Origin of the sequence: Curtobacterium sp. PhB137 (assembly GCF_003814955.1) — a bacterium.
Taxonomy (GTDB): Bacteria; Actinomycetota; Actinomycetes; order Actinomycetales; family Microbacteriaceae; genus Curtobacterium.
The window spans coordinates 1-18,884 of record NZ_RKQO01000010.1 but is presented as its reverse complement, the minus strand read 5'-3'; the positions used below and the strand labels follow the sequence as shown (position 1 = coordinate 18,884).

Genomic DNA, 18,884 nt, shown 5'->3' with positions numbered 1-18,884 from the left:
GTCCACCGATGCCAGATCCAGTGGTCCCGCAGCCGGACGGTCAGAAGACCCCGGAGCAGCGGCTGGTCGACACCACGTTGACCTTCAGCATGGACATGGGCGCGGCGCTCACCGCCGAGTCCGGTGTCTCAGCGGAAGAGCGCGAGGCGGTCAACGCCCTGCCGTCCGGATCGGCGCTGCTCGTCGTGCGCCGCGGTCCGAACGTGGGTGCGCGGTTCCTCCTCGACTCCGACGTCACGACGGCGGGTCGACACCCCGACGCCGACATCTTCCTCGACGACGTCACGGTGTCGCGCAAGCACGCGCAGTTCCTGCGGCACGGCACGGCGTTCACCGTCAAGGACAACGGTTCGCTCAACGGCACGTACTTCGACGGTGACCGCATCGACGAAGCACCGCTCACCGACGGGGCAGAGGTCCAGGTCGGCAAGTTCCGCCTGACGTTCTACGCGTCCCGGGTCGACCTGGCGCGCCTGGCGAACGCGTAGTGGCCGCACGGTCCGCTGCGGCCCGGGCGGGGTCAGCGGCACCGGACCTGCTCACGATCGGGCAGGTCCTCGCTCGCCTCAAGCCCGAGTTCGCGGACCTGTCGAGTTCCAAGCTGCGCTTCCTCGAAGAGCGCGAGCTCGTCACGCCGATCCGCACGGCCAGTGGGTACCGCAAGTTCTCGGCGGCCGACGTCGACCGCCTCCGGGTGATCCTCGGCCTGCAGCGCGACCACTACCTGCCGCTCAAGGTCATCAAGGACTACCTCGCCGACCTCGACGCCGGTCGCGAGCCCGTCCTGCCGGGCGGTGGGGACGCCCCGCGTCCCTCGATCCTCGGGCGCGAGCGTCGGTACACCCGCGACGAGACGGCCCGAGCGGCCGGCGCGTCCCCGATGCTCCTGGCCGACGCGGTCTCCGCATCACTGCTCCCGGCCACCGAGACCTACGGCGAGGACAGCGTGTCCGTCCTCAAGGCACTCGTCGAGCTGCAGCGGACCGGCATCGAGCCGCGGCACCTGCGCACGCTCCGCAGCACCGCCGAGCGCGAGGTCGGACTCATCGAATCCGCACTCATGCCCGTGTCCCGCCGGGGCGATGCGACGTCGCGGGCGAAGGCCACGGAACTGGCACGCGAGATCGCCGTCCAGCTCGAGGTCATCCGCTCGAGCCTCATCCGCGCGGCGATCGGTCGTCTCGACCCATGATCCGTTCCGGTGCTCCGCGGGGGCTTGTGCGTCAGTGGGTGGGGCGTATCCTCGACACGCCGGACGCGCCGAGTCGGATGTCCCGCGCGGGAGCGGTCGGAGTCGCTACCGTTGACCTCGGAACAACTCTCAACCCGTCGTTGAACCTTCGGGTGGGAGCTCGATCGTCGTGGAAGGCAAGCGCATGAGTGGGAACGACACCCCAGGCACCGAGTCGGACACGACGCGGTACGACCTCGGGCTGCTCTTCACCGACGGCCTCCCCGAGCACGACGAGCAGAACGGCTACCGCGGCACCGTCGCCGCACGTGCAGCCGGCATCTCGTACCGACAGCTCGACTACTGGGCACGCACCGAACTCGTGCAGCCCACCATCCGCGGCGCTGCCGGCTCCGGGTCGCAGCGCCTGTACGGGTTCCGCGACATCCTCGTGCTCAAGCTCGTGAAGCGCCTGCTCGACACCGGCATCTCGCTGCAGCAGATCCGCACCGCCGTGAACCAGCTCCGCGAGTCGGGCGTGTCCGACCTCGCCCAGACCACGCTGATGTCCGACGGCGCCTCGGTCTATCTGTGCACCTCGGACGACGAGGTCATCGACCTGGTGTCCCGCGGTCAGGGTGTCTTCGGCATCGCGGTCGGCAAGGTCCTGCGCGAGGTCGAGACCTCCTTGGTCGAGCTCGACGCTTCTGCAGCGGCCGACCCGTCCGACGAGCTCGCCGCGCGTCGCGCTTCCCGCGCTTCGTGACCAGGTTATCGTCCCGCGGATCGCCCCGAGTGGTCACGCACCGTCGTGTGCGCGTCGCCGAGTGGTCACGAACCGTCGTCCGCGCGGCCGCCGGCCCACAGTTGGTGACCGCTCGGCGGACGTGAGCGGGATGTTGTGACCGTTGGGCGAGCCGGGGCCGGGCGTGTCTGCCGGGGCAGAGACGGGCCTCCTGGCAGTCGGCGCGTGGTCACTAACCGCCGTGTGAGCGTCGTCGAGTGGTCACGAACCGTCGTCCGCGCGGCGGTCGGCCGACAGTTGGTGACCGCTCGGCGGACGTGAGCAGCGCGTCGCGCCCGCGCGGCAGCGCCCTACGCGCCTACGGCACCCGAACCGTCGGCGTAGGGCCCGATCTTGCCGGTCCGCATGATGCGCTCGAGCAGCTGGTCGAAGTTGCGTGCCATCTCCTGCGCGGACTCACCGGGCCACACGTGCAGGGGCTTCGCGGCACCCTGGGCCTGCTGCAGCGAGGTGCGCTCGGGCAGCTGCGGCGACAGGACGAGCGGCCCGAACATGTCGCGGAGTTCCTTGATGCGGAACTGGTGCTCGAGCGACTGGACGCGGGCACGGTTCACGATGATGCCGAGCGGCTGCAGGCGGGGAGAGAGACCGCGGCGGATCTCCTCGATGGCCCGGAGCGCGCGGTCGGCGGCGGCGACGGAGAACAGGCCGGGCTCGGTGACGACGGTGACGCGGTCGGACGCTGCCCACGCGGTGCGCGTGAGGGCGTTCAGCGACGGCGCGCAGTCGATGAGCACGAGCTCGTAGTCCTGCTCGACGTTGGCCAGGGCCTCTTCGAGCTTCCAGATGTCGCGGATGGAGGGGTGCGGCCCGTCGAAGTTGATCGCGGAGGGCGACCCGACCATGACGTCGATCTTGCCCTGCGAGCCCTTCGTCCACCCGGAGGGGGCGATCGCCTGACGGACGATCTTCTCCTTCGGGTTCTCGAGGACGTCGGCCACGTTGAGGTGTCCGGCGAGGTTGATGTCGAGGCCGGTGGAGACGTCGGACTGCGGGTCGAGATCCACCACCAGCGTGCGCAGTCCCTTGGCGAAGGCGGCCGAAGTCAGGCCGAGCGTCACCGTCGTCTTGCCGACACCGCCCTTGAGGGAGCTCACGCTGAGTACATGCACGATCAGCAACGTTACCGCCACTAGGGTTGTCTCACCTCAACCCGGGCTGAAAGGGACGTCGTGTTCAGCAAGATCCTCGTGGCGAACCGTGGTGAGATCGCCATCCGCGCATTCCGTGCCGCGTACGAACTGGGGGCGCGCACCGTCGCCGTCTACCCCTACGAAGACCGGAACTCCCTGCACCGCCTGAAGGCCGACGAGGCCTACCTGATCGGTGAGCGGGGCCACCCGGTCCGGGCGTACCTGGACGTCTCCGAGATCATCCGCGTGGCGCGCGAGTCGGGCGCCGACGCGATCTACCCGGGGTACGGCTTCCTGTCCGAGAACCCGGAGCTCGCCGCCGCGGCCGCCGCAGCCGGCATCACCTTCATCGGTCCGGGCGAACACGTGCTCGAGATGGCCGGCAACAAGGTGACCGCGAAGGAGCACGCGATCGCGGCCGGCGTCCCGGTCCTCGCGAGCACCCCGGCGAGTCGCGACATCGAGGAGCTCATCGCCGGCTCCGACGCCATCGGGTTCCCGGTGTTCGCCAAGGCCGTCGCCGGCGGTGGCGGCCGTGGCATGCGCCGGGTCGAGACCAAGCCCGAACTCCGTGCAGCGCTCGAAGCAGCGATGCGCGAGGCCGACAGTGCGTTCGGCGACCCGACCATGTTCCTCGAGCAGGCGGTGATCCGGCCGCGGCACATCGAGGTGCAGATCCTCGCCGACGCGACGGGCACCGAAGCGGGGACGATCCACCTGTTCGAGCGGGACTGCTCGGTGCAGCGCCGCAACCAGAAGGTCGTCGAGATCGCCCCGGCGCCGAACCTCGACCCCGCCGTCGCCCGGGCCCTGCACCGCGACGCGGTCGCCTTCGCCCGCTCGATCGGCTACGTGAACGCCGGCACCGTCGAGTTCCTGCTCGACACCGAGGGCGAGCGCGAGGGTCAGCACGTCTTCATCGAGATGAACCCGCGCATCCAGGTCGAGCACACCGTCACCGAAGAGGTCACCGACGTCGACCTGGTGCAGTCGCAGATGCGCATCGCCTCGGGCGAGTCGCTCGCCGACCTCGGCCTGTCGCAGGACACCGTCTCCGTGCACGGGGCCGCGCTGCAGACCCGCATCACGACCGAAGACCCCACGCAGGGCTTCCGGCCGGACACCGGCCGCATCACCACGTACCGCAGCCCGGGCGGCGCCGGCGTGCGTCTGGACGGCGGCACGGTCGCCACCGGTGCGCAGATCAGCCCGCACTTCGACTCGATGCTCGCCAAGATGACGTGCCGCGGACGCGACTTCCCGACGGCCGTCGCCCGTGCGAAGCGTGCCCTCGCCGAGTTCCGCATCCGCGGCGTGAGCACGAACATCCCGTTCCTGCAGGCCGTGCTCGAGGACCCGGACTTCGCCCGCGGCGATGTCTCGACGAAGTTCATCGAGGAACGTCCGCAGCTGTTCAGCGGCCACGTGTCGAAGGACCGCGGCACCAAGGTCCTGAACTGGCTGGCCGACGTCACGGTGAACAAGCCGAACGGTGACCGGTCGCCGCTGGTCACCGACCCGAGCGCCAAGCTCCCCGCCCTCGACCTCAGCGCCCCGGTGCCCGAGGGTCAGCGCGACGTGCTGCTGGCGCAGGGTCCGGCCGAGTGGGCGAAGGCACTCCGCGCCCAGACCCGGCTCGCCGTGACGGAGACGACGATGCGCGACGCGCACCAGTCGCTGCTCGCCACCCGTGTCCGCACGAAGGACCTCGTCGCCGTCGCACCGTACGTCGCGCGGCTCACGCCGCAGCTGCTGAGCGTCGAGGCCTGGGGCGGAGCGACGTACGACGTCGCCCTCCGGTTCCTCGGCGAGGACCCGTGGGAGCGCCTGGCCTCGCTGCGCGAGGCGATGCCGAACATCCCGATCCAGATGCTGCTGCGCGGCCGCAACACGGTCGGCTACACCCCGTACCCGACCGAGGTGACGGACGCGTTCGTCGCCGAGGCCGCCGCCACGGGCGTCGACGTCTTCCGCGTGTTCGACGCGCTCAACGACGTCAGCCAGTTGCGACCGGCCCTGGAGGCAGTGCTCGCGACCGGCACGGCCGTCGCCGAAGCGGCGCTCTGCTACACCGCCGACCTCCTCGATCCTGCCGAGGACCTGTACACGTTGGACTACTACCTCCGCCTTGCGGAGCAGATGGTCGAGGCCGGCGCGCACGTCATCGGCATCAAGGACATGGCCGGCCTGCTCCGCGCCGGCGCCGCCGAGAAGCTCGTCGGCGCGCTGCGCGAGCGCTTCGACCAGCCCGTGCACGTGCACACGCACGACACCGCCGGTGGGCAGCTCGCGACGCTCCTCGCCGCCGCGCGTGCCGGTGCGGACGCGGTGGACGTCGCCTCGGCGCCGATGGCCGGCACGACGAGCCAGCCGAGCATGTCCGCGCTGGTCGCCGCCCTGGCCCACACGGAGCGCGACACCGGACTGTCCCTCGACGCGGTCGGCGACCTCGAGCCCTACTGGGAGGCGGTCCGTCGGGCCTACGCCCCGTTCGAGTCCGGGCTGCCCGGTCCGACGGGTCGGGTCTACAAGCACGAGATCCCCGGTGGTCAGCTGTCGAACCTCCGCCAGCAGGCGATCGCGCTCGGCCTGGGCGACCGGTTCGAGCAGGTCGAGGACTGGTACGCCGAGGCGAACCGGATCCTCGGACGCCCGACGAAGGTCACGCCGTCGTCGAAGGTGGTCGGTGACCTCGCGCTGCAGCTCGCCGCGGTGAACGCCGACCCGGCCGACTTCGAGCAGAACCCGGACAAGTACGACATCCCGGACTCCGTCGTCGGGTTCATGGCCGGCGAGCTCGGTGACCTGCCGGGTGGCTGGCCGGAGCCGTTCCGGACGAAGGTCCTGGCGGGCCGCGACGTCCGCCTCGAGATCACCCCGGTGCCGGACGCCGAGCGCGCGCACCTCGACGCCGCGGGGCCCGAGCGCCGGCAGGCGTTGAACCGGCTGCTGTTCCCGCAGCCCACGGCCCAGTTCGAGCGGGTGCGCGAGCAGTACGGCGACCTGTCCGTGGTGCCGACCGTCGACTACCTGTACGGGCTGCGCCCCGGGCAGGAGCACGTCGTGCCGCTCGGCAAGGGCGTCAACCTGTTCGTCGGGCTCGAGGCGATCGGCGAGGTCGACGACAAGGGCATCCGCACGGTCATGGCCACGATGAACGGGCAGCTCCGCCCGGTCTCGGTCCGCGACCGGTCGATCGAGGTCGAGACGAAGGTCGCCGAGCAGGCCGACAAGTCCGACCCGAAGCACGTCGCCGCGCCGTTCTCCGGTGTGGTGACGCTCAAGGTCGCCGTCGGTGACGTCGTCGAGGCCGGAGCGGCCGTGGCGAGCATCGAGGCGATGAAGATGGAAGCGGCCATCACGGCGCCCGTGGCGGGCACCGTCGGCCGTCTCGCGATCCCGGCGACCCAGCAGGTGGACGCCGGCGACCTCCTGGTGGTGCTGCAGTAAATTGACCGTCCGTCCCATCCGCCTGTTCGGCGACCCCGTCCTCCGTTCGCCTGCGGACCCGATCGCTCCGGCAGCACTCGGGTCGAGCGGGGTCCGCGACCTCGTGCAGGACCTGATCGACACCGTCAAGGAGCCCGGCCGCGCCGGTGTGGCCGCGCCGCAGATCGGTGTCGGACTCCGCGCGTTCTCGTACAACGTCGACGGCGAGGTCGGCTACGTCCTGAACCCCGAGGTCGTCGAGGTCTCGGGGGAGCCCGAGCTCATGGAGGAAGGGTGTCTGTCCGTCCCGGGGCTCGGCTACCCGACCCGACGGCACCCGTACGCCAAGGTCCGTGGCGTCGACGTCGACGGCGCCGAGGTGGTGCTCGAGGGCACCGGGCTGATGGCCGAGGCGCTGCAGCACGAGGTCGACCACCTGGACGGCACCGTCTACGTGATGACACTCGAACCAGAGGTCCGACGGCAGGCGCTGCGGGACATCCGGGCGCAGGAGTGGTTCCACTGATCCGCTGGTCATGAGTGCCTGCTCATGACACCCCCACGGGGGATTGTCGCTTTGTCCTGACGAAGAGGTACCGTATCCGCGTCGGCCTCCCACCGACGACCATCCCATCCCCCCAGGACTCCCGCATGACCAGTCAGACTGACGAGCTCAGCTCGCACCGCACCCGCACCAACCGTCGTCCGGCCGACACCACGGTCGCCACCGGTTCGACCGCCGTCCTCGACGCCCCCGCGCCGGAGCAGTCGCCGGAGGCCTGAGCCCCGCGCGCATCTGCACCCCGCGCGCACGCACCCCGCGCGCACCTGGCGGAATCGGGCGTACCTGGTCGGAAGAAACGACCTGGTACGCCCGAAACGGCCCGGTACGCCGAGACGACGAGGCGCTACGCGCTACGCGCGGCGCGCTCGACGCTCCTCGATGACGGGCGTCGCGGTCGTCTGCACCTTCGACCCAGAGTAGATGTGGTCGATGTCGGCCGCGAAGTCGCGCAGGATGACCGACCGCTTGATCGTCAGCTTCGGCGTCAGGTGTCCGGAGCCCTCCGTCAGCTCTGTGTCCAGGATCGTGAACGACCGGACCGACTCGGCTCGTGAGACCCGGCCGTTCGCGGTGTCGATCGCCTCTTGCACGGCGGTGAGCACACGCTCGTCGTACGCGGCCTCGCTCGCGGAGAGCGCCGGCGTGATCCCGCGGCTCTCGCACCACCCCGGGAGCATCTCGCGGTCGAGCGTGACGAGGGCGGCGATGAAGGGCTTGCCCTCGCCGACGACCACGACCTGCCCGATGAGCGGGTGCTCGCGGACGCCGTCCTCGAGCGGTGCCGGTGCGACGTTCTTGCCGCTCGCGGTGACGATGAGTTCCTTGGCGCGTCCGGTCACCGTCAGGATGCCGTCGTCGTCGAGCCGTCCGAGGTCGCCCGTGCGGAACCAGCCGTCGTCGGTGAACGCCCGCTCGGTGGCCTCGTCGTTCCGCCAGTATCGGTCGAACACGTCGACACCGCGGATCAGGATCTCCTGGTCGTCGGCGATCCGGATCTCGACCCCGGGGAGTGCCGGTCCGACCGTCCCGATGCGCAGGTCCGCCGCACGGTTCACGGTCGCGGGGGCCGTCGTCTCGGTGAGCCCGTAGCCCTCGAGGATGAGCACCCCGATCGAGCGGAAGAAGTGCGAGAGCCGCGGTGAGAGCGGCGCCGAACCACTGACCGCGTACTCGGTGCGGCCACCGAGGGCGTTCCGGAGCTTTGCGTAGACGAGCTTGTCGAACAGCTTGAACTTCAGGCCGAGCACGAGCGGGACCCGACCGGCGGCCAAGGCCTCGGAGTGGGCGACCGCGGTGTCCGCAGCGGCCCGGAAGATCTTCCCCTTGCCGCCGAGGTCGGCCTTCTGCTCGGAGGCGTTGTAGATCTTCTCGAACACCCGGGGGACCGCCAGCAAGAAGGACGGCTTGAACGACGACACGGCCTGCATGAGGTCCTTCGTGTCCGGCTCGTGGCCGACCAGTACCCCGGCGGACACGGACATCGCCGCGATGAAGCGGGCGAACACGTGGGCCATCGGGATGAAGAGCAGGGTCGAGGCGCCGTCCGCGACGACCTCGGGCATCGCGACACTGGCGTTCTCGACCGTCGCGGTGAAGTTGTCGTGCCGCAGGACGCACCCCTTCGGGCGTCCGGTCGACCCGGAGGTGTAGATGATCGTCGCGTCGTCGTGGCCGTGCACCGACGCCGTCCGCGCGTCGAGTTCGTCGTCGGTGACGTCCTCGCCGAGCCGGGTCAGGTCGTCGAGTCCGCCGCCGTCGATCGTCCAGTGCTGCCCGAGGTGCGGCAGGTCCGTGGCGATCGAGGCGACCCGACGCGCGTGCTCCTCCTGCTCGACGACGATCGCGACGGCCTCGGAGTCGGAGAGGATCCACCGGACCTGGTCGGGGGAGCTCGTCTCGTAGACGGGGACGGAGACCAGTCCTGCCGTCCACACCGCGAAGTCGACGAGGGTCCACTCCAGGCGCGTGCGGGACAGGATCGCGACGTGGGCGCCGGGCTCGAGGCCGGCGGCGACGAAGCCCTTCGCGATGCCGCGGACCCGTGCCAACACCTCGCCGGCGGTGATCGTCGTCCACGTGTCGCCGTGGCGCTGGGCCAGGATCGGACGCGACGGCGTCAGCCGGGCGCGGTCGCCGAGCAGCCGCGCTGCGGAGCCGTGGTCAGGAGCGACGGGGCCGCTGGTCGGACGCGAGGCGCGCCTCCCGGTCGGGACCTGACTGGCGCGTTCGGGTCGCTGATCGTTCACGGTGACTCCCTTGTCTGCCGGTTCGATTCGAAGGCGCCTCATCCTGCGAGGCGACACAGCCAGCATAGGACGCGTCACCGGGCGTTCCGTGAGTTCGCGGTGAACCGGTAGGCTCTTGGACCGTGCACGCCATCGGAATCGACATCGGGGGCACCAAGATCGCGGGAGCGGTCGTGACGGAACTCGGCGAGATCATCGCCGAGGACCGCGTGGCCACCAACGCTGCGGACCCGAACGCCATGCTCGACGACGTCGTCTCGATGGTCGAGCGACTCAGCTCAGGACACGAGGTCGGCGCGGTCGGTGTCGCGGCCCCGGGCTTCATCGACGCCTCGCAGTCGATCGTCTACTACACGCCGAACATCCGGTGGCGGAACGAGCCCCTGCGCCAGAAGCTGCAGCAGCGCCTCGGCGACCTGCACATCACGGTCGACAACGACGCGAACGCCGCCGGGTGGGCCGAGTTCCGCTTCGGCGCCGGCCGGCTCGTCTCCGACATGACGATGCTCACCATCGGCACCGGTGTGGGCGGCGCCATCGTGACCGAGGACCGCCTGTTCCGCGGTGGGTTCGGCACCGGCGGCGAGATCGGCCACCTGCGCATCGTGCCGAACGGTCTGCCCTGCGGCTGCGGCGCGCGTGGCTGCATCGAGCAGTACGGTTCCGGCCGTGCCCTGCAGCGGATGGCGAACGACGTCGCCGACGCCGGCGGCATCGGATCCGCGCTGGCCGACGCGCGCGAAGCCAACGGCGGCGAGCTCGACGGACACATCGTGGGCGACCTGATCCTGGCCGACGACCCGGGTGCCCTCGCGGCGCTCCGTCGCCTCGGCCGTCACCTCGGTGAGGCCTGCGCCTCGCTGTCCGCGGTGCTCGACCCGCAGCTGTTCGTGTTCGGCGGCGGGGTCGCCAGCGCGGGGGACCGGCTGCTCGACCCGATCAAGCAGGCGTACCTCAACAACCTGCCGGCGCGTGGCTACCACCCCGAGCCGGACTTCGTGATCGCCGAGCTGGTGAACGACGCCGGAGTCGTCGGCGCCGCCGACCTGGCCCGCATCCACGCCCGCACGGCGTAACCGCGTACCGGCCCGCACGGCGTAGGGTCGCTCAGGCCCACCCCACCACCTGGAGTCGTCGATGACCTACTGGCTGCTGAAGAACTTCCTGCTCGGCCCGCTCATCCTCACCCTGTTCCGCCCGTGGGTGGTCGGCCGTGAGAACGTCCCCGCCAAGGGCCCGGTCATCTTCGCGTCCAACCACATCTCCTTCATCGACTCGGTGATCCTGCCGGCCGTGCTCGACCGGCGGCTGTCCTTCCTGGCGAAGAGCGACTACTTCACCGGGCGGGGACTCAAGGGCTGGGCGACGAAGACGTTCTTCAACGCCATCGGCCAGCTGCCGATCGACCGCTCCGGTGGTAAGGCGTCCGAGGCGTCGCTCCGCACCGGCCTGCAGGTCCTGGCGCGCGGCGAGCAGCTCGGCATCTACCCGGAGGGCACCCGCAGCCCCGACGGCAAGCTCTACCGCGGTCGCACCGGCATCGCGCGGATGATCCTCGAGGGCCGGGTGCTCGTCGTCCCCGTCGCCATGGTCGGCACGCGTGAGGTGCAGCAGATCGGGCAGCGCTTCCCGAAGATCAAGCGCGTCGGCGTGGTGTTCGGCAAGCCGCTCGACTTCTCGCGCTTCCAGGGATTCGAGACCGACCGGTTCATCCTGCGCAGCGTCACCGACGAGGTCATGCACGAGCTCGCGGGGCTGAGCCGTCAGGAGTACGTCGACGTCTACGCGACGAGCGTCAAGGAACGCGCGAGCTCCGCACGCGAGGCAGTCATGCGGGAACGGAAGTCGTCGCCCGCACGTTAGGCTCTGATGGTCCCGGCACTCCGCCAGGACGCCCGTTCTGCCGCCTTCCGGCGGCCAGGCGGGCCGCCCGCACAGAACACCGAGGTAACGCCCTTGTTCGAGTCGACCGACTTCGTCGCCCTGCAGGATCCGGACGTCATCGAGGGCCTCGACTATTGGCGCACCCTCCCCATCAAGCAGCAGCCCACGTGGCCCGACGCCGCAGCGGCCGAGGCCGCCTCGGCCGAGATCGCCACGCTGCCGCCCCTCGTCTTCGCGGGCGAGGTCGACAAGCTCCGCGAGCGGCTCGCCGCCGCCGCACAGGGCAAGGCGTTCCTGCTGCAGGGCGGTGACTGCGCCGAGACCTTCGCCGGCGCGACCGCCGACTCCATCCGCGACCGCGTCAAGACGATCCTGCAGATGGCCGTCGTCCTGACCTACGGTGCGTCGATGCCCGTCATCAAGATGGGCCGCATGGCCGGGCAGTTCGCCAAGCCGCGCTCGAGCGACTTCGAGACCCGCGGCGACGTCACGCTGCCCGCCTACCGCGGCGACATCGTGAACGGCTACGACTTCACGCCGGAGAGCCGGACGGCCGACCCGCGCCGCCTGGTGCAGGGGTACCACACGGCCGCGTCGACGCTGAACCTCGTCCGCGCCTTCACGCAGGGTGGCTTCGCCGACCTGCGTCAGGTGCACTCGTGGAACAAGGGCTTCGCGTCGAACCCGGCGAACGCCCGCTACGAGCACCTCGCCAAGGAGATCGACCGCGCGATCCGCTTCATGGACGCCTGCGGTGCCGACTTCGAGGCGCTCAAGCACGTCGAGTTCTACGCGTCGCACGAGGGTCTGCTCATGGACTACGAGCGCCCGATGACCCGCATCGACTCGCGGTCTGGTCTGGCGTACGACACCTCCGGCCACTTCATCTGGATCGGGGAGCGCACGCGTGATCTCGACGGTGCCCACGTGGACTTCCTGTCGCGGGTGCGGAACCCGATCGGCGTGAAGCTCGGCCCGACCACGAGCGTCGACGACATGAAGGCCCTGGTCGACAAGCTCGACCCGAACCGCGAACCCGGCCGCCTGACGTTCATCACGCGCATGGGTGCCGGCAAGATCCGCGACGAGCTGCCCAAGCTGCTCGAGGCGATCAAGGGCATGGACGCCAATCCGCTGTGGGTCACCGACCCGATGCACGGCAACGGCCTGACCACGCCCACGGGCTACAAGACCCGTCGGTTCGACGACGTCGTGGACGAGGTCCTCGGCTTCTTCGAGGCGCACCGCCAGGTCGGCACCTACCCGGGTGGCATGCACGTCGAGCTCACCGGTGACGACGTCACGGAGTGCCTCGGCGGGTCGGAGCACATCGACGAGGCCACCCTCGCCACCCGCTACGAGTCGCTGTGCGACCCGCGGCTGAACCACATGCAGTCGCTCGAGCTCGCGTTCCTCGTGGCCGAGGAGCTCGGCGCGCACCCGCACGTGCGCGCGTAGCGCGCAGCGGTCGGGTCAGTGCCGCCAGAGCGACAGCACCCCGCGAACTGTTCGCGGGGTTCTGTCGCTTCCGCGTGTCGTACGGGAGGCCCGTGGCGGCCCTGCCCCGCGCCTCCCGTCCGCCGTGCCGGTTGCGTCCACCCCGCGCCCCGCGACGCGTTTCCCGCGCCCGTCCGCGAAAGCGACAGTGTGCCGCCGATGTTCGGCGGCACACTGTCGCTTTCGCGGGACCGTCGGCGACGCCGAGCGGACAGGTGTCGCTTCGGCGGACCGGACCAGACCGGCCCGGACCGGACCGGACTGCCCGACCGCTACTGGTCGTAGGAGAGCGTCACCGTGTCGCCGCGGTACACCGTGGCTCCGGCGCCCGGGTCGGTGCCGGTCACCGGCAGCGACGACTTCCAGTCGTAGAACCCGCACAGGATGTTCGTGCAGTCGGGCACGGAGACCTTGAGCCCGAGGCCCTCGAGGGTCGCGGTGGCCTCGTTGATGGTCGAGCCGACGACGCCGTCCTCGGGCAGGGTGATCGGCGTCGGACCCTTCGACACGACGACGTCGATCGCGGTGCCGCGCACGGCGGGGGAGTCCTGCACCTCGGCGGAGACGATCTGCCCGGAGGGGACGTCCTCGCTGAACTCCTCGGTGCGGGCGCCGAGGATGAGGCCGACCGCGTCGAGCTCCGCGGAGGCCTGGTCGACGGTCTTCCCGACGACGTCCGGCACGGCGCCGAGGGACACCGTGAGCGTGACCGGGCCGGTCTCGCCGTAGGCCTTGACCGACGTCAGGTCGAGCGCCTTGCCGCCGGACGCGCGGCCGGTCGCCGCGATGACGGTGTCCTTCGCGGCGTCCGCCGAGAACTCGTACCGGTTGTCCTGCAGCTCGAAGTCGTCGTCGAGCGCGGCGGTGACGGTGGAGATCGGCTGCCCGACGATCGTCGGCAGCGCGATCATCTTCGGCCCGTTCGACACGACGAGCTGCACCGACGTGCCCTTCTGGACCTCGCGCTTCGCGGCCGGCTTGGTGATGGACACCTGTCCCTTCGCGACGACGGCGTCGAACCGGGTTCCGGTCTTCGACGCCGCGTGCAGGCCCTGGGCTTCGAGCAGCTGCCGGGCCTGCGAGACCGACTTGCCCGTCACTTCGGGGATGCGCACGTTGCCACCCGGCCCCGGCCCGAAGTACCAGCCGAAGCCCGCGCCGATGAGCAGGAGCACGACGAAGACCGACAGTGCGATCCAGCCGCGCTTGCGACGCTTCGCGGAGAGGTCGGCCAGGCGCTGTCCCGCGGGCGAGAGCACCCCGGGCTGCGCGCCCGTGCGGCGCGGGCCCGGACCGGTGTTGCGGTTCCGGGTCGTGGGACGCCCGCGGTCGGGGCTGTCGATGATCGCCGTGGCATCGGTGGCAGCCGGAGCGTCGGCGGCAGCAGCGCGGGCACCAGCGGCAGCAGCGCCGACACCGGCAGCGGTCCCGCCGCCGGACGGCAGGATCGCGGTCGCGTTCTCGGGCCGCAGCACGGCGGTCCGGTACTGGCCCGTGGCGCGCTGCTGGTTGCCCGCCATGTGGTCGAGCATCTCGCGGGCGTCGCGCGGGCGGTCCTCGGGGTCGCGGGCGGTCGACCAGGCGACGAGTTCGTCGAGCTCGGGCGGGACGCCGGACACCGCGGCGCTCGGGACGGGCACCGTGTCGTTCGCGTGCTGGTAGGCGATCTGCATCGGCTGCTCGCCCTTGTAGGGCTGTTCGCCGGTGAGCATCTCGTAGAGCATGATGCCGAGCGCGTAGATGTCGCTGCGCGAGTCGGCAGCGCCACGGGTCACGAGCTCGGGGGAGAGGTACGCGATCGTGCCGAGCAGGGCGGCCCCGGTCGCGGTGTTCGCCGTCGTCGCCCGGGCCAGGCCGAAGTCGCCGAGCTTGATGCGGCCGTCGTCGGCGAGCAGGACGTTCTCGGGCTTCAGGTCACGGTGCACGATGCCGGCGCGGTGAGCCGACGCGAGGCCCGCCAACACCGCGCGCAGGATGTCGGTCGCCTGCTCGGGCGTCAGGGCGTGGTGCTCCTGCAGCAGGTCCCGCAGCGTGATGCCCGGGATGTACTCCATGACGATGTACGCGGTGTCGTCCTCGGCGCCCTGGTCGTAGACGCCGACCAGGTTCGGGTGGGACAGCCGCGCGGCGGACCTCGCCTCTTGGATGAAGCGCTCACGGAAGGCCTGGTCGTCGGCCAGGTGCCCGTGCATGATCTTGATCGCGACGCGTCGCTCGAGGCGGACGTCGGTCGCGAGGTACACGGTCGCCATGCCCCCGCGCGCGATGCGGGAGCGGACGCGGTACCGCTGATCGATCATGCGACCGATCATCGGATCCGTGGCGGCGTTGGTGGTCATCGGCGGCATTCTACGAATCGAGACTGCACGACACCGCACCGGCGCACCGGTCGTGACCCAATCTCGATCTTCCGGATGAGACTCAGAGGGTGGCCAGCCAGCCCTGGGCGGCGCTCGCCCAGTTGGCGTAGGCCTTGGGGTAGGCGGAGAGCTGCACGGCCTGGGCGGCGTCGGTGATGCTCATCGACGACCACCCGGGTACGTCGAGCAGCCCGCGGGTCTTGCCGACGTTCGGGTTGCTGCGACCGCCGAAGAACAACTTCGTCGCGTACGCGGGGTCCTGCAGCTTCGCCGCGCTGCCCCAGCCCTGGCTCGGCCGCTGCTGGAACAGGCCGACCGAGTCGCGGTCGCCGTGGGGCAGGTTGCGCAGGCTCGACTCCTGCATCGCGGCGGCCAGGGCCACCACGATGCCGCGGTCGGACACCCCGAGGGAGCGGCCGACGGCGACGATGGTGGCCGCGTTCTGGCGCTGCTCGGCACTCAGTCCGACGGCGGCGCTCACCGCGGCACGCGACGGCGCCGCGGCGGTCGTCGCAGCAGTGCTCGACGACGGGATGACGAGGGCCTTGCCCGCGTAGATCGTGCTCGTGTAGGTCAGGCCGTTCGCCGACAGCAGCGAGGCGACGGAGACGTGGTGGGACGCAGCGATCGAGCCGATCGTGTCGCCCGAGGAGATCTTCACACTCGACTTCGACGAACCCGACGAACCCGACGACGCTGCGGCCGTGGACACCGAGCCGCCACCGGACGAGCCGTGCGGCACCCGGAGCGTCTGACCGGGGTAGATCACGCTGCGCTGCGAGAGCTTGTTGGCGCTGAGGAGCGCCGTGGTCGACACGCCGACCCGCGACGCGATGCCGGACACGGTGTCGCCCGACTTCACGTGGTAGCTCGAGGTGCTCGACCCCGACCCGGACCCGGACGTCGATCCGGCGCTCGTGGTCGTGCGCGCCGTGGTCACCGCGGGCGTCGACGCCAGGTGCAGCGTCTGTCCGGGGTGGATGATCGTGTTCCAGCCGAGGCCGTTGCGCACCAGGACTTCCTGCGCCGACAGGCCGAAGCGGGCGGCGATGCCCGAGACCGTGTCGCCCTGACGGACGGTGTAGGTCGTGGGGGCGGTTGCCTTCGTCGTCGCGGCGACCGTCGTGACGACGGTCTGCGACGGACGTGCGACCGCGGTGCCGAAGACCGGACGGTTGCCGACGCCCCGGTCCTGGTCGACGTGGCGCTTGTGGTTCGAGTCCGCGTCGTCGTGTCGCGGTTCGGCGTGCGCGATGGGGCCGGTCAGGCCGGCGGTCACCGCGATCGTGCCCGCGAGGACGATGGGCATGGTCGCGAACCGGGCGGATCGTGCGCGCCGGGCGGCTTCGTCTGCAGCGTTGTCCACGGTTTCTCCTGATCTCGACTGTCCCGTGCGCGTGCATGCGCGCACTCACAGGTGGCACAACGCTGGCATGGTGTGATTCCCAAGTCAACCAGAGAGCCGGATGTGGTGCGTGTGACGAATGTGACGAACGGTGCGTACTCACTCGGTGCCCCGCTCTGGCACCATGGGCGTGTGAGTGCTGCACCCGTCGACGACCTCTCCCTCTCCGAGCGCTGGCTGACCGTCCCCGAACTGGTGGACCTGTTCAGCACCAGCCCCGGCCGGATCCACCGCCTGTTCGAGGAGAAGACCCTGCTGGCGGCCCGCGTCGGTGGTGTCCTGCGCGTGCCGAGCGAGTTCCTCGAGGACCGTGAGCCCATGCCGGAGCTGCGCGGCACCCTGACCGTGCTCAGCGACAACGGCTTCACCGACGACGAGGCCGTCCGCTGGATGCTGACCGTCGACGACTCGATGGGCGTCTCGCCCATCGCGGCGCTGCGCGCCGGTCGCAAGGCCGAGGTGCGTCGCGTGGCCCAGTCGCTGCTCTAGACGCGTTCCGAGCAGACGGGAGGCCCGGTGCCAGCTGGCACCGGGCCTCCCGTCTGTCCTGGTGTCGCGTCTACGACGACCGGCGGCTGACCGTGTCGGCCAGCGACGCGAGCTGCTCCCGTGCCGACGGCGTCAGCGGCGACGCGTCGAGCGCCGCCTTCGCACGCTGCACGTGCCGGTCGATGGAACGCTCGACCGCGGCGACCGCACCGGACTCGGTGAGGGTGGCGCGGAGCATCTGCACCTGCTCCTCGTCGAGGTCGGGGTCGCCGAGGAGCTCGTCGAGCAGCTGCCGCGGGCCACTGGCCAGGGCCTTGCGCGCCGAGGCGATGAGCACGGTCCGCTTGCCCTCGCGCAGGTCGTCGCCGGCGGGCTTGCCGGTGACCTCGGGGTCCCCGAACACGCCGAGCATGTCGTCGCGCAGCTGGTAGGCGACGCCGAGGGGGAGCCCGAAGGCGCGGAGGCCCTCGAGCTGGGAGTCGCTCGCGCCGGCGACCAGCGCGCCGATGACGAGCGGGGCCTCGATCGAGTACTTCGCGGACTTGAAGACGATGACGCGCTGGGCGCGGAGCAGGTGCTCGGACTCGTCGATGACGGGCCAGGCGGTCTCTTCGTGCACGTCGAGGTACTGGCCCGCGGTGACGTCGAGGCGCATCGCGTGGAACTCCTGGCGCACGATGCGGGCTCGTACCGGGTCGAGGAGCGCGAGGCCCTCGTCGAACACCGAGTCGCTGAGGGACAGCAGCAGGTCACCGAGCAGCAGTGCCGAGTTCGTGCCGTACTGCCCGCGGTCGCCGACGAAGCCGGACTCCTGGTGGAGGGACTCGAACCGGCGGTGTGCTGCGGGACGCCCACGGCGGGTGTCCGAGCGGTCCATGATGTCGTCGTGCACGAGCGCCGCTGCGTGGAAGACCTCGAGCGCCGCGGCGACCGTGACGATCGCCTCGGCCGTGGTCTGGCGGGAGCCCTCGGCGAGCGGGTCGAACGAGCCCGAACGGCCCGCCACCGACTGCCATCCCCAGTAGCAGAACAGCGCCCGGAAGCGCTTGCCGCCGGACAGCAGATCTCGGGCGTACAGGTCGAACGGGGCGAGATCGGGGCTGATCGCGAGGAGCCGTTCACGCTGCTCGTCGAGTGCCCGGTCGATACGCGCCGATACGAGGTCCACTAATCGCGTACTCTCAGCCACAGTCCCTACCCTAGTGGAGCGGTTGGGACATAGAATCGGTCCACTCAACCGAGTGTTTTCCAGCCCGGTTGTTCAACCCCGCGTCGATCCCAGGAACAGAGGGAACCAAGATGCCGCTCTCGGAACAGGAGCAGCGCCTTCTCGAAGAGATGGAGCGCAGCCTCTACCAGAACGATTCCGATTTCGTGGCGCGTGTCACACGTCGACAGGGTCGTCCGACGTACACAGCCATCACGCTCGGAGTGCTCGGTGCACTCGCCGGCGTCGCGATCGTGATCGTCGGTCTCGTGATCAAGGCCCCGCTGCTGGGCATCCTCGGCTTCGTCGTGATGCTCGCCGGTGTGCTCTTCGCGTTGCGCCCGGGCATGCGTGCCCCGAAGGCGAAGCCCGCTCGGCCGGGTGCTCCGGCGTCCGGTGGTTCGGCTCGCCCGGCCAACGGCGGCGGTGGCGGCGGGTCCTTCATGGACCGCATGAACGACCGCTGGGACAAGCGGAACGACCAGGGGCAGTAGCAGCCCTCCACACTCCTCCCTCGTGACGGGGCCGGCCTTCGGGCCGGCCCCGTTTCGCGTTCCCGGGGGGGGGGGGGGGCGGGGGGGGGGGGGGGGGGGGGGGGGGGGCCCGGGGGGGGCGGGGGGGGGGGGGGGGGCGCCGGGGGCCGGGGGGGGGGGGCGCGGGGGGCGGGGGGGGGGGGGGGGGCGGGGGGCGGGG

16 protein-coding genes are annotated in these 18,884 nt (G+C 70.8%); 11 read left to right on the top strand and 5 right to left on the bottom strand.

Going from position 1 to position 18,884, the window contains the following annotated elements; translation table 11 throughout:
- Positions 1-8: 8 nt before the first annotated feature.
- The 3 genes from EDF28_RS17395 (at position 9) to EDF28_RS17385 (ending at position 1,937) form a co-directional block, all read left to right on the top strand.
- Positions 9-488 carry an FHA domain-containing protein gene (locus EDF28_RS17395; protein ID WP_123292449.1) on the top strand — a complete coding sequence of 160 codons (480 nt, stop codon included), beginning with the start codon at positions 9-11 and terminating at the stop codon, positions 486-488.
- Positions 488-1,192: a MerR family transcriptional regulator gene (locus tag EDF28_RS17390; protein WP_123939177.1), complete on the top strand. Its 705-nt coding sequence runs from the start codon at positions 488-490 to the stop codon at positions 1,190-1,192. Before EDF28_RS17395 ends, EDF28_RS17390 begins: the two co-directional genes overlap by 1 nt.
- A 184-nt stretch (positions 1,193-1,376) precedes the next feature.
- A complete protein-coding gene (locus tag EDF28_RS17385; protein WP_111085817.1) occupies positions 1,377-1,937 on the top strand; it encodes a MerR family transcriptional regulator in 561 nt (186 codons plus the stop codon).
- A gap of 329 nt (positions 1,938-2,266) precedes the next feature.
- Here EDF28_RS17385 and EDF28_RS17380 read toward each other — a convergent pair whose 3' ends face one another.
- Positions 2,267-3,088 carry a ParA family protein gene (locus EDF28_RS17380; protein WP_123939176.1) on the bottom strand — a complete coding sequence of 274 codons (822 nt, stop codon included), beginning with the start codon at positions 3,086-3,088 and terminating at the stop codon, positions 2,267-2,269.
- Positions 3,089-3,148: 60 nt separating this feature from the next.
- On the opposite strand from EDF28_RS17380, the gene EDF28_RS17375 reads away from it, so the two are divergent.
- The 3 genes from EDF28_RS17375 (at position 3,149) to EDF28_RS19630 (ending at position 7,321) form a co-directional block, all read left to right on the top strand.
- Entirely contained in the window at positions 3,149-6,559 is a 3,411-nt protein-coding gene (locus tag EDF28_RS17375; protein WP_123939175.1) for a pyruvate carboxylase, read from the top strand.
- Between the two features lies 1 nt (position 6,560).
- Complete coding sequence (locus EDF28_RS17370; protein WP_123292453.1) at positions 6,561-7,064, top strand: peptide deformylase; 504 nt, start codon at positions 6,561-6,563, stop codon at positions 7,062-7,064.
- 125 nt (positions 7,065-7,189) lie between these two features.
- The gene (locus EDF28_RS19630) at positions 7,190-7,321 is read left to right on the top strand and encodes a hypothetical protein (protein ID WP_260155074.1); all 132 of its coding nucleotides are present in this window, start codon (positions 7,190-7,192) and stop codon (positions 7,319-7,321) included.
- Between the two features lie 132 nt (positions 7,322-7,453).
- Here the strand turns inward: EDF28_RS19630 and EDF28_RS17365 are convergent, their stop codons facing one another.
- Positions 7,454-9,349 carry a long-chain fatty acid--CoA ligase gene (locus tag EDF28_RS17365; RefSeq protein ID WP_395875414.1) on the bottom strand — a complete coding sequence of 632 codons (1,896 nt, stop codon included), beginning with the start codon at positions 9,347-9,349 and terminating at the stop codon, positions 7,454-7,456.
- A 122-nt stretch (positions 9,350-9,471) separates the two neighbouring features.
- On the opposite strand from EDF28_RS17365, the gene EDF28_RS17360 reads away from it, so the two are divergent.
- From EDF28_RS17360 to EDF28_RS17350, 3 genes are all read left to right on the top strand, one after another.
- Positions 9,472-10,425: an ROK family glucokinase gene (locus EDF28_RS17360; protein WP_111085799.1), complete on the top strand. Its 954-nt coding sequence runs from the start codon at positions 9,472-9,474 to the stop codon at positions 10,423-10,425.
- 61 nt (positions 10,426-10,486) lie between these two features.
- On the top strand, positions 10,487-11,212 hold the full coding sequence (locus tag EDF28_RS17355) for a 1-acyl-sn-glycerol-3-phosphate acyltransferase (protein ID WP_123292455.1): 726 nt from the start codon (positions 10,487-10,489) through the stop codon (positions 11,210-11,212).
- 93 nt (positions 11,213-11,305) lie between these two features.
- Complete coding sequence (locus EDF28_RS17350; protein WP_123340362.1) at positions 11,306-12,691, top strand: class II 3-deoxy-7-phosphoheptulonate synthase; 1,386 nt, start codon at positions 11,306-11,308, stop codon at positions 12,689-12,691.
- Positions 12,692-13,002: 311 nt separating this feature from the next.
- Here the strand turns inward: EDF28_RS17350 and pknB are convergent, their stop codons facing one another.
- Both pknB and EDF28_RS17340 read right to left on the bottom strand, forming a co-directional pair.
- Positions 13,003-15,069: a Stk1 family PASTA domain-containing Ser/Thr kinase gene (gene pknB, locus EDF28_RS17345; protein ID WP_123939174.1), complete on the bottom strand. Its 2,067-nt coding sequence runs from the start codon at positions 15,067-15,069 to the stop codon at positions 13,003-13,005.
- 82 nt (positions 15,070-15,151) lie between these two features.
- Positions 15,152-16,456 (bottom strand): LysM peptidoglycan-binding domain-containing protein, encoded by a 1,305-nt coding sequence (locus EDF28_RS17340; RefSeq protein ID WP_123939173.1) that lies wholly within the window; start codon positions 16,454-16,456, stop codon positions 15,152-15,154.
- Between the two features lie 171 nt (positions 16,457-16,627).
- Here EDF28_RS17340 and EDF28_RS17335 point away from each other — a divergent pair, with 171 nt between their 5' ends.
- Positions 16,628-16,984 carry an Rv2175c family DNA-binding protein gene (locus EDF28_RS17335; RefSeq protein ID WP_111085815.1) on the top strand — a complete coding sequence of 119 codons (357 nt, stop codon included), beginning with the start codon at positions 16,628-16,630 and terminating at the stop codon, positions 16,982-16,984.
- A 70-nt stretch (positions 16,985-17,054) separates the two neighbouring features.
- On the opposite strand, the gene EDF28_RS17330 is transcribed toward EDF28_RS17335, so the two are convergent.
- A complete protein-coding gene (locus EDF28_RS17330; RefSeq protein WP_111085795.1) occupies positions 17,055-18,173 on the bottom strand; it encodes a polyprenyl synthetase family protein in 1,119 nt (372 codons plus the stop codon).
- Between the two features lie 110 nt (positions 18,174-18,283).
- On the opposite strand from EDF28_RS17330, the gene EDF28_RS17325 reads away from it, so the two are divergent.
- On the top strand, positions 18,284-18,685 hold the full coding sequence (locus tag EDF28_RS17325; protein ID WP_123292458.1) for a DUF3040 domain-containing protein: 402 nt from the start codon (positions 18,284-18,286) through the stop codon (positions 18,683-18,685).
- The last annotated feature ends 199 nt before the right edge of the window (positions 18,686-18,884 follow it).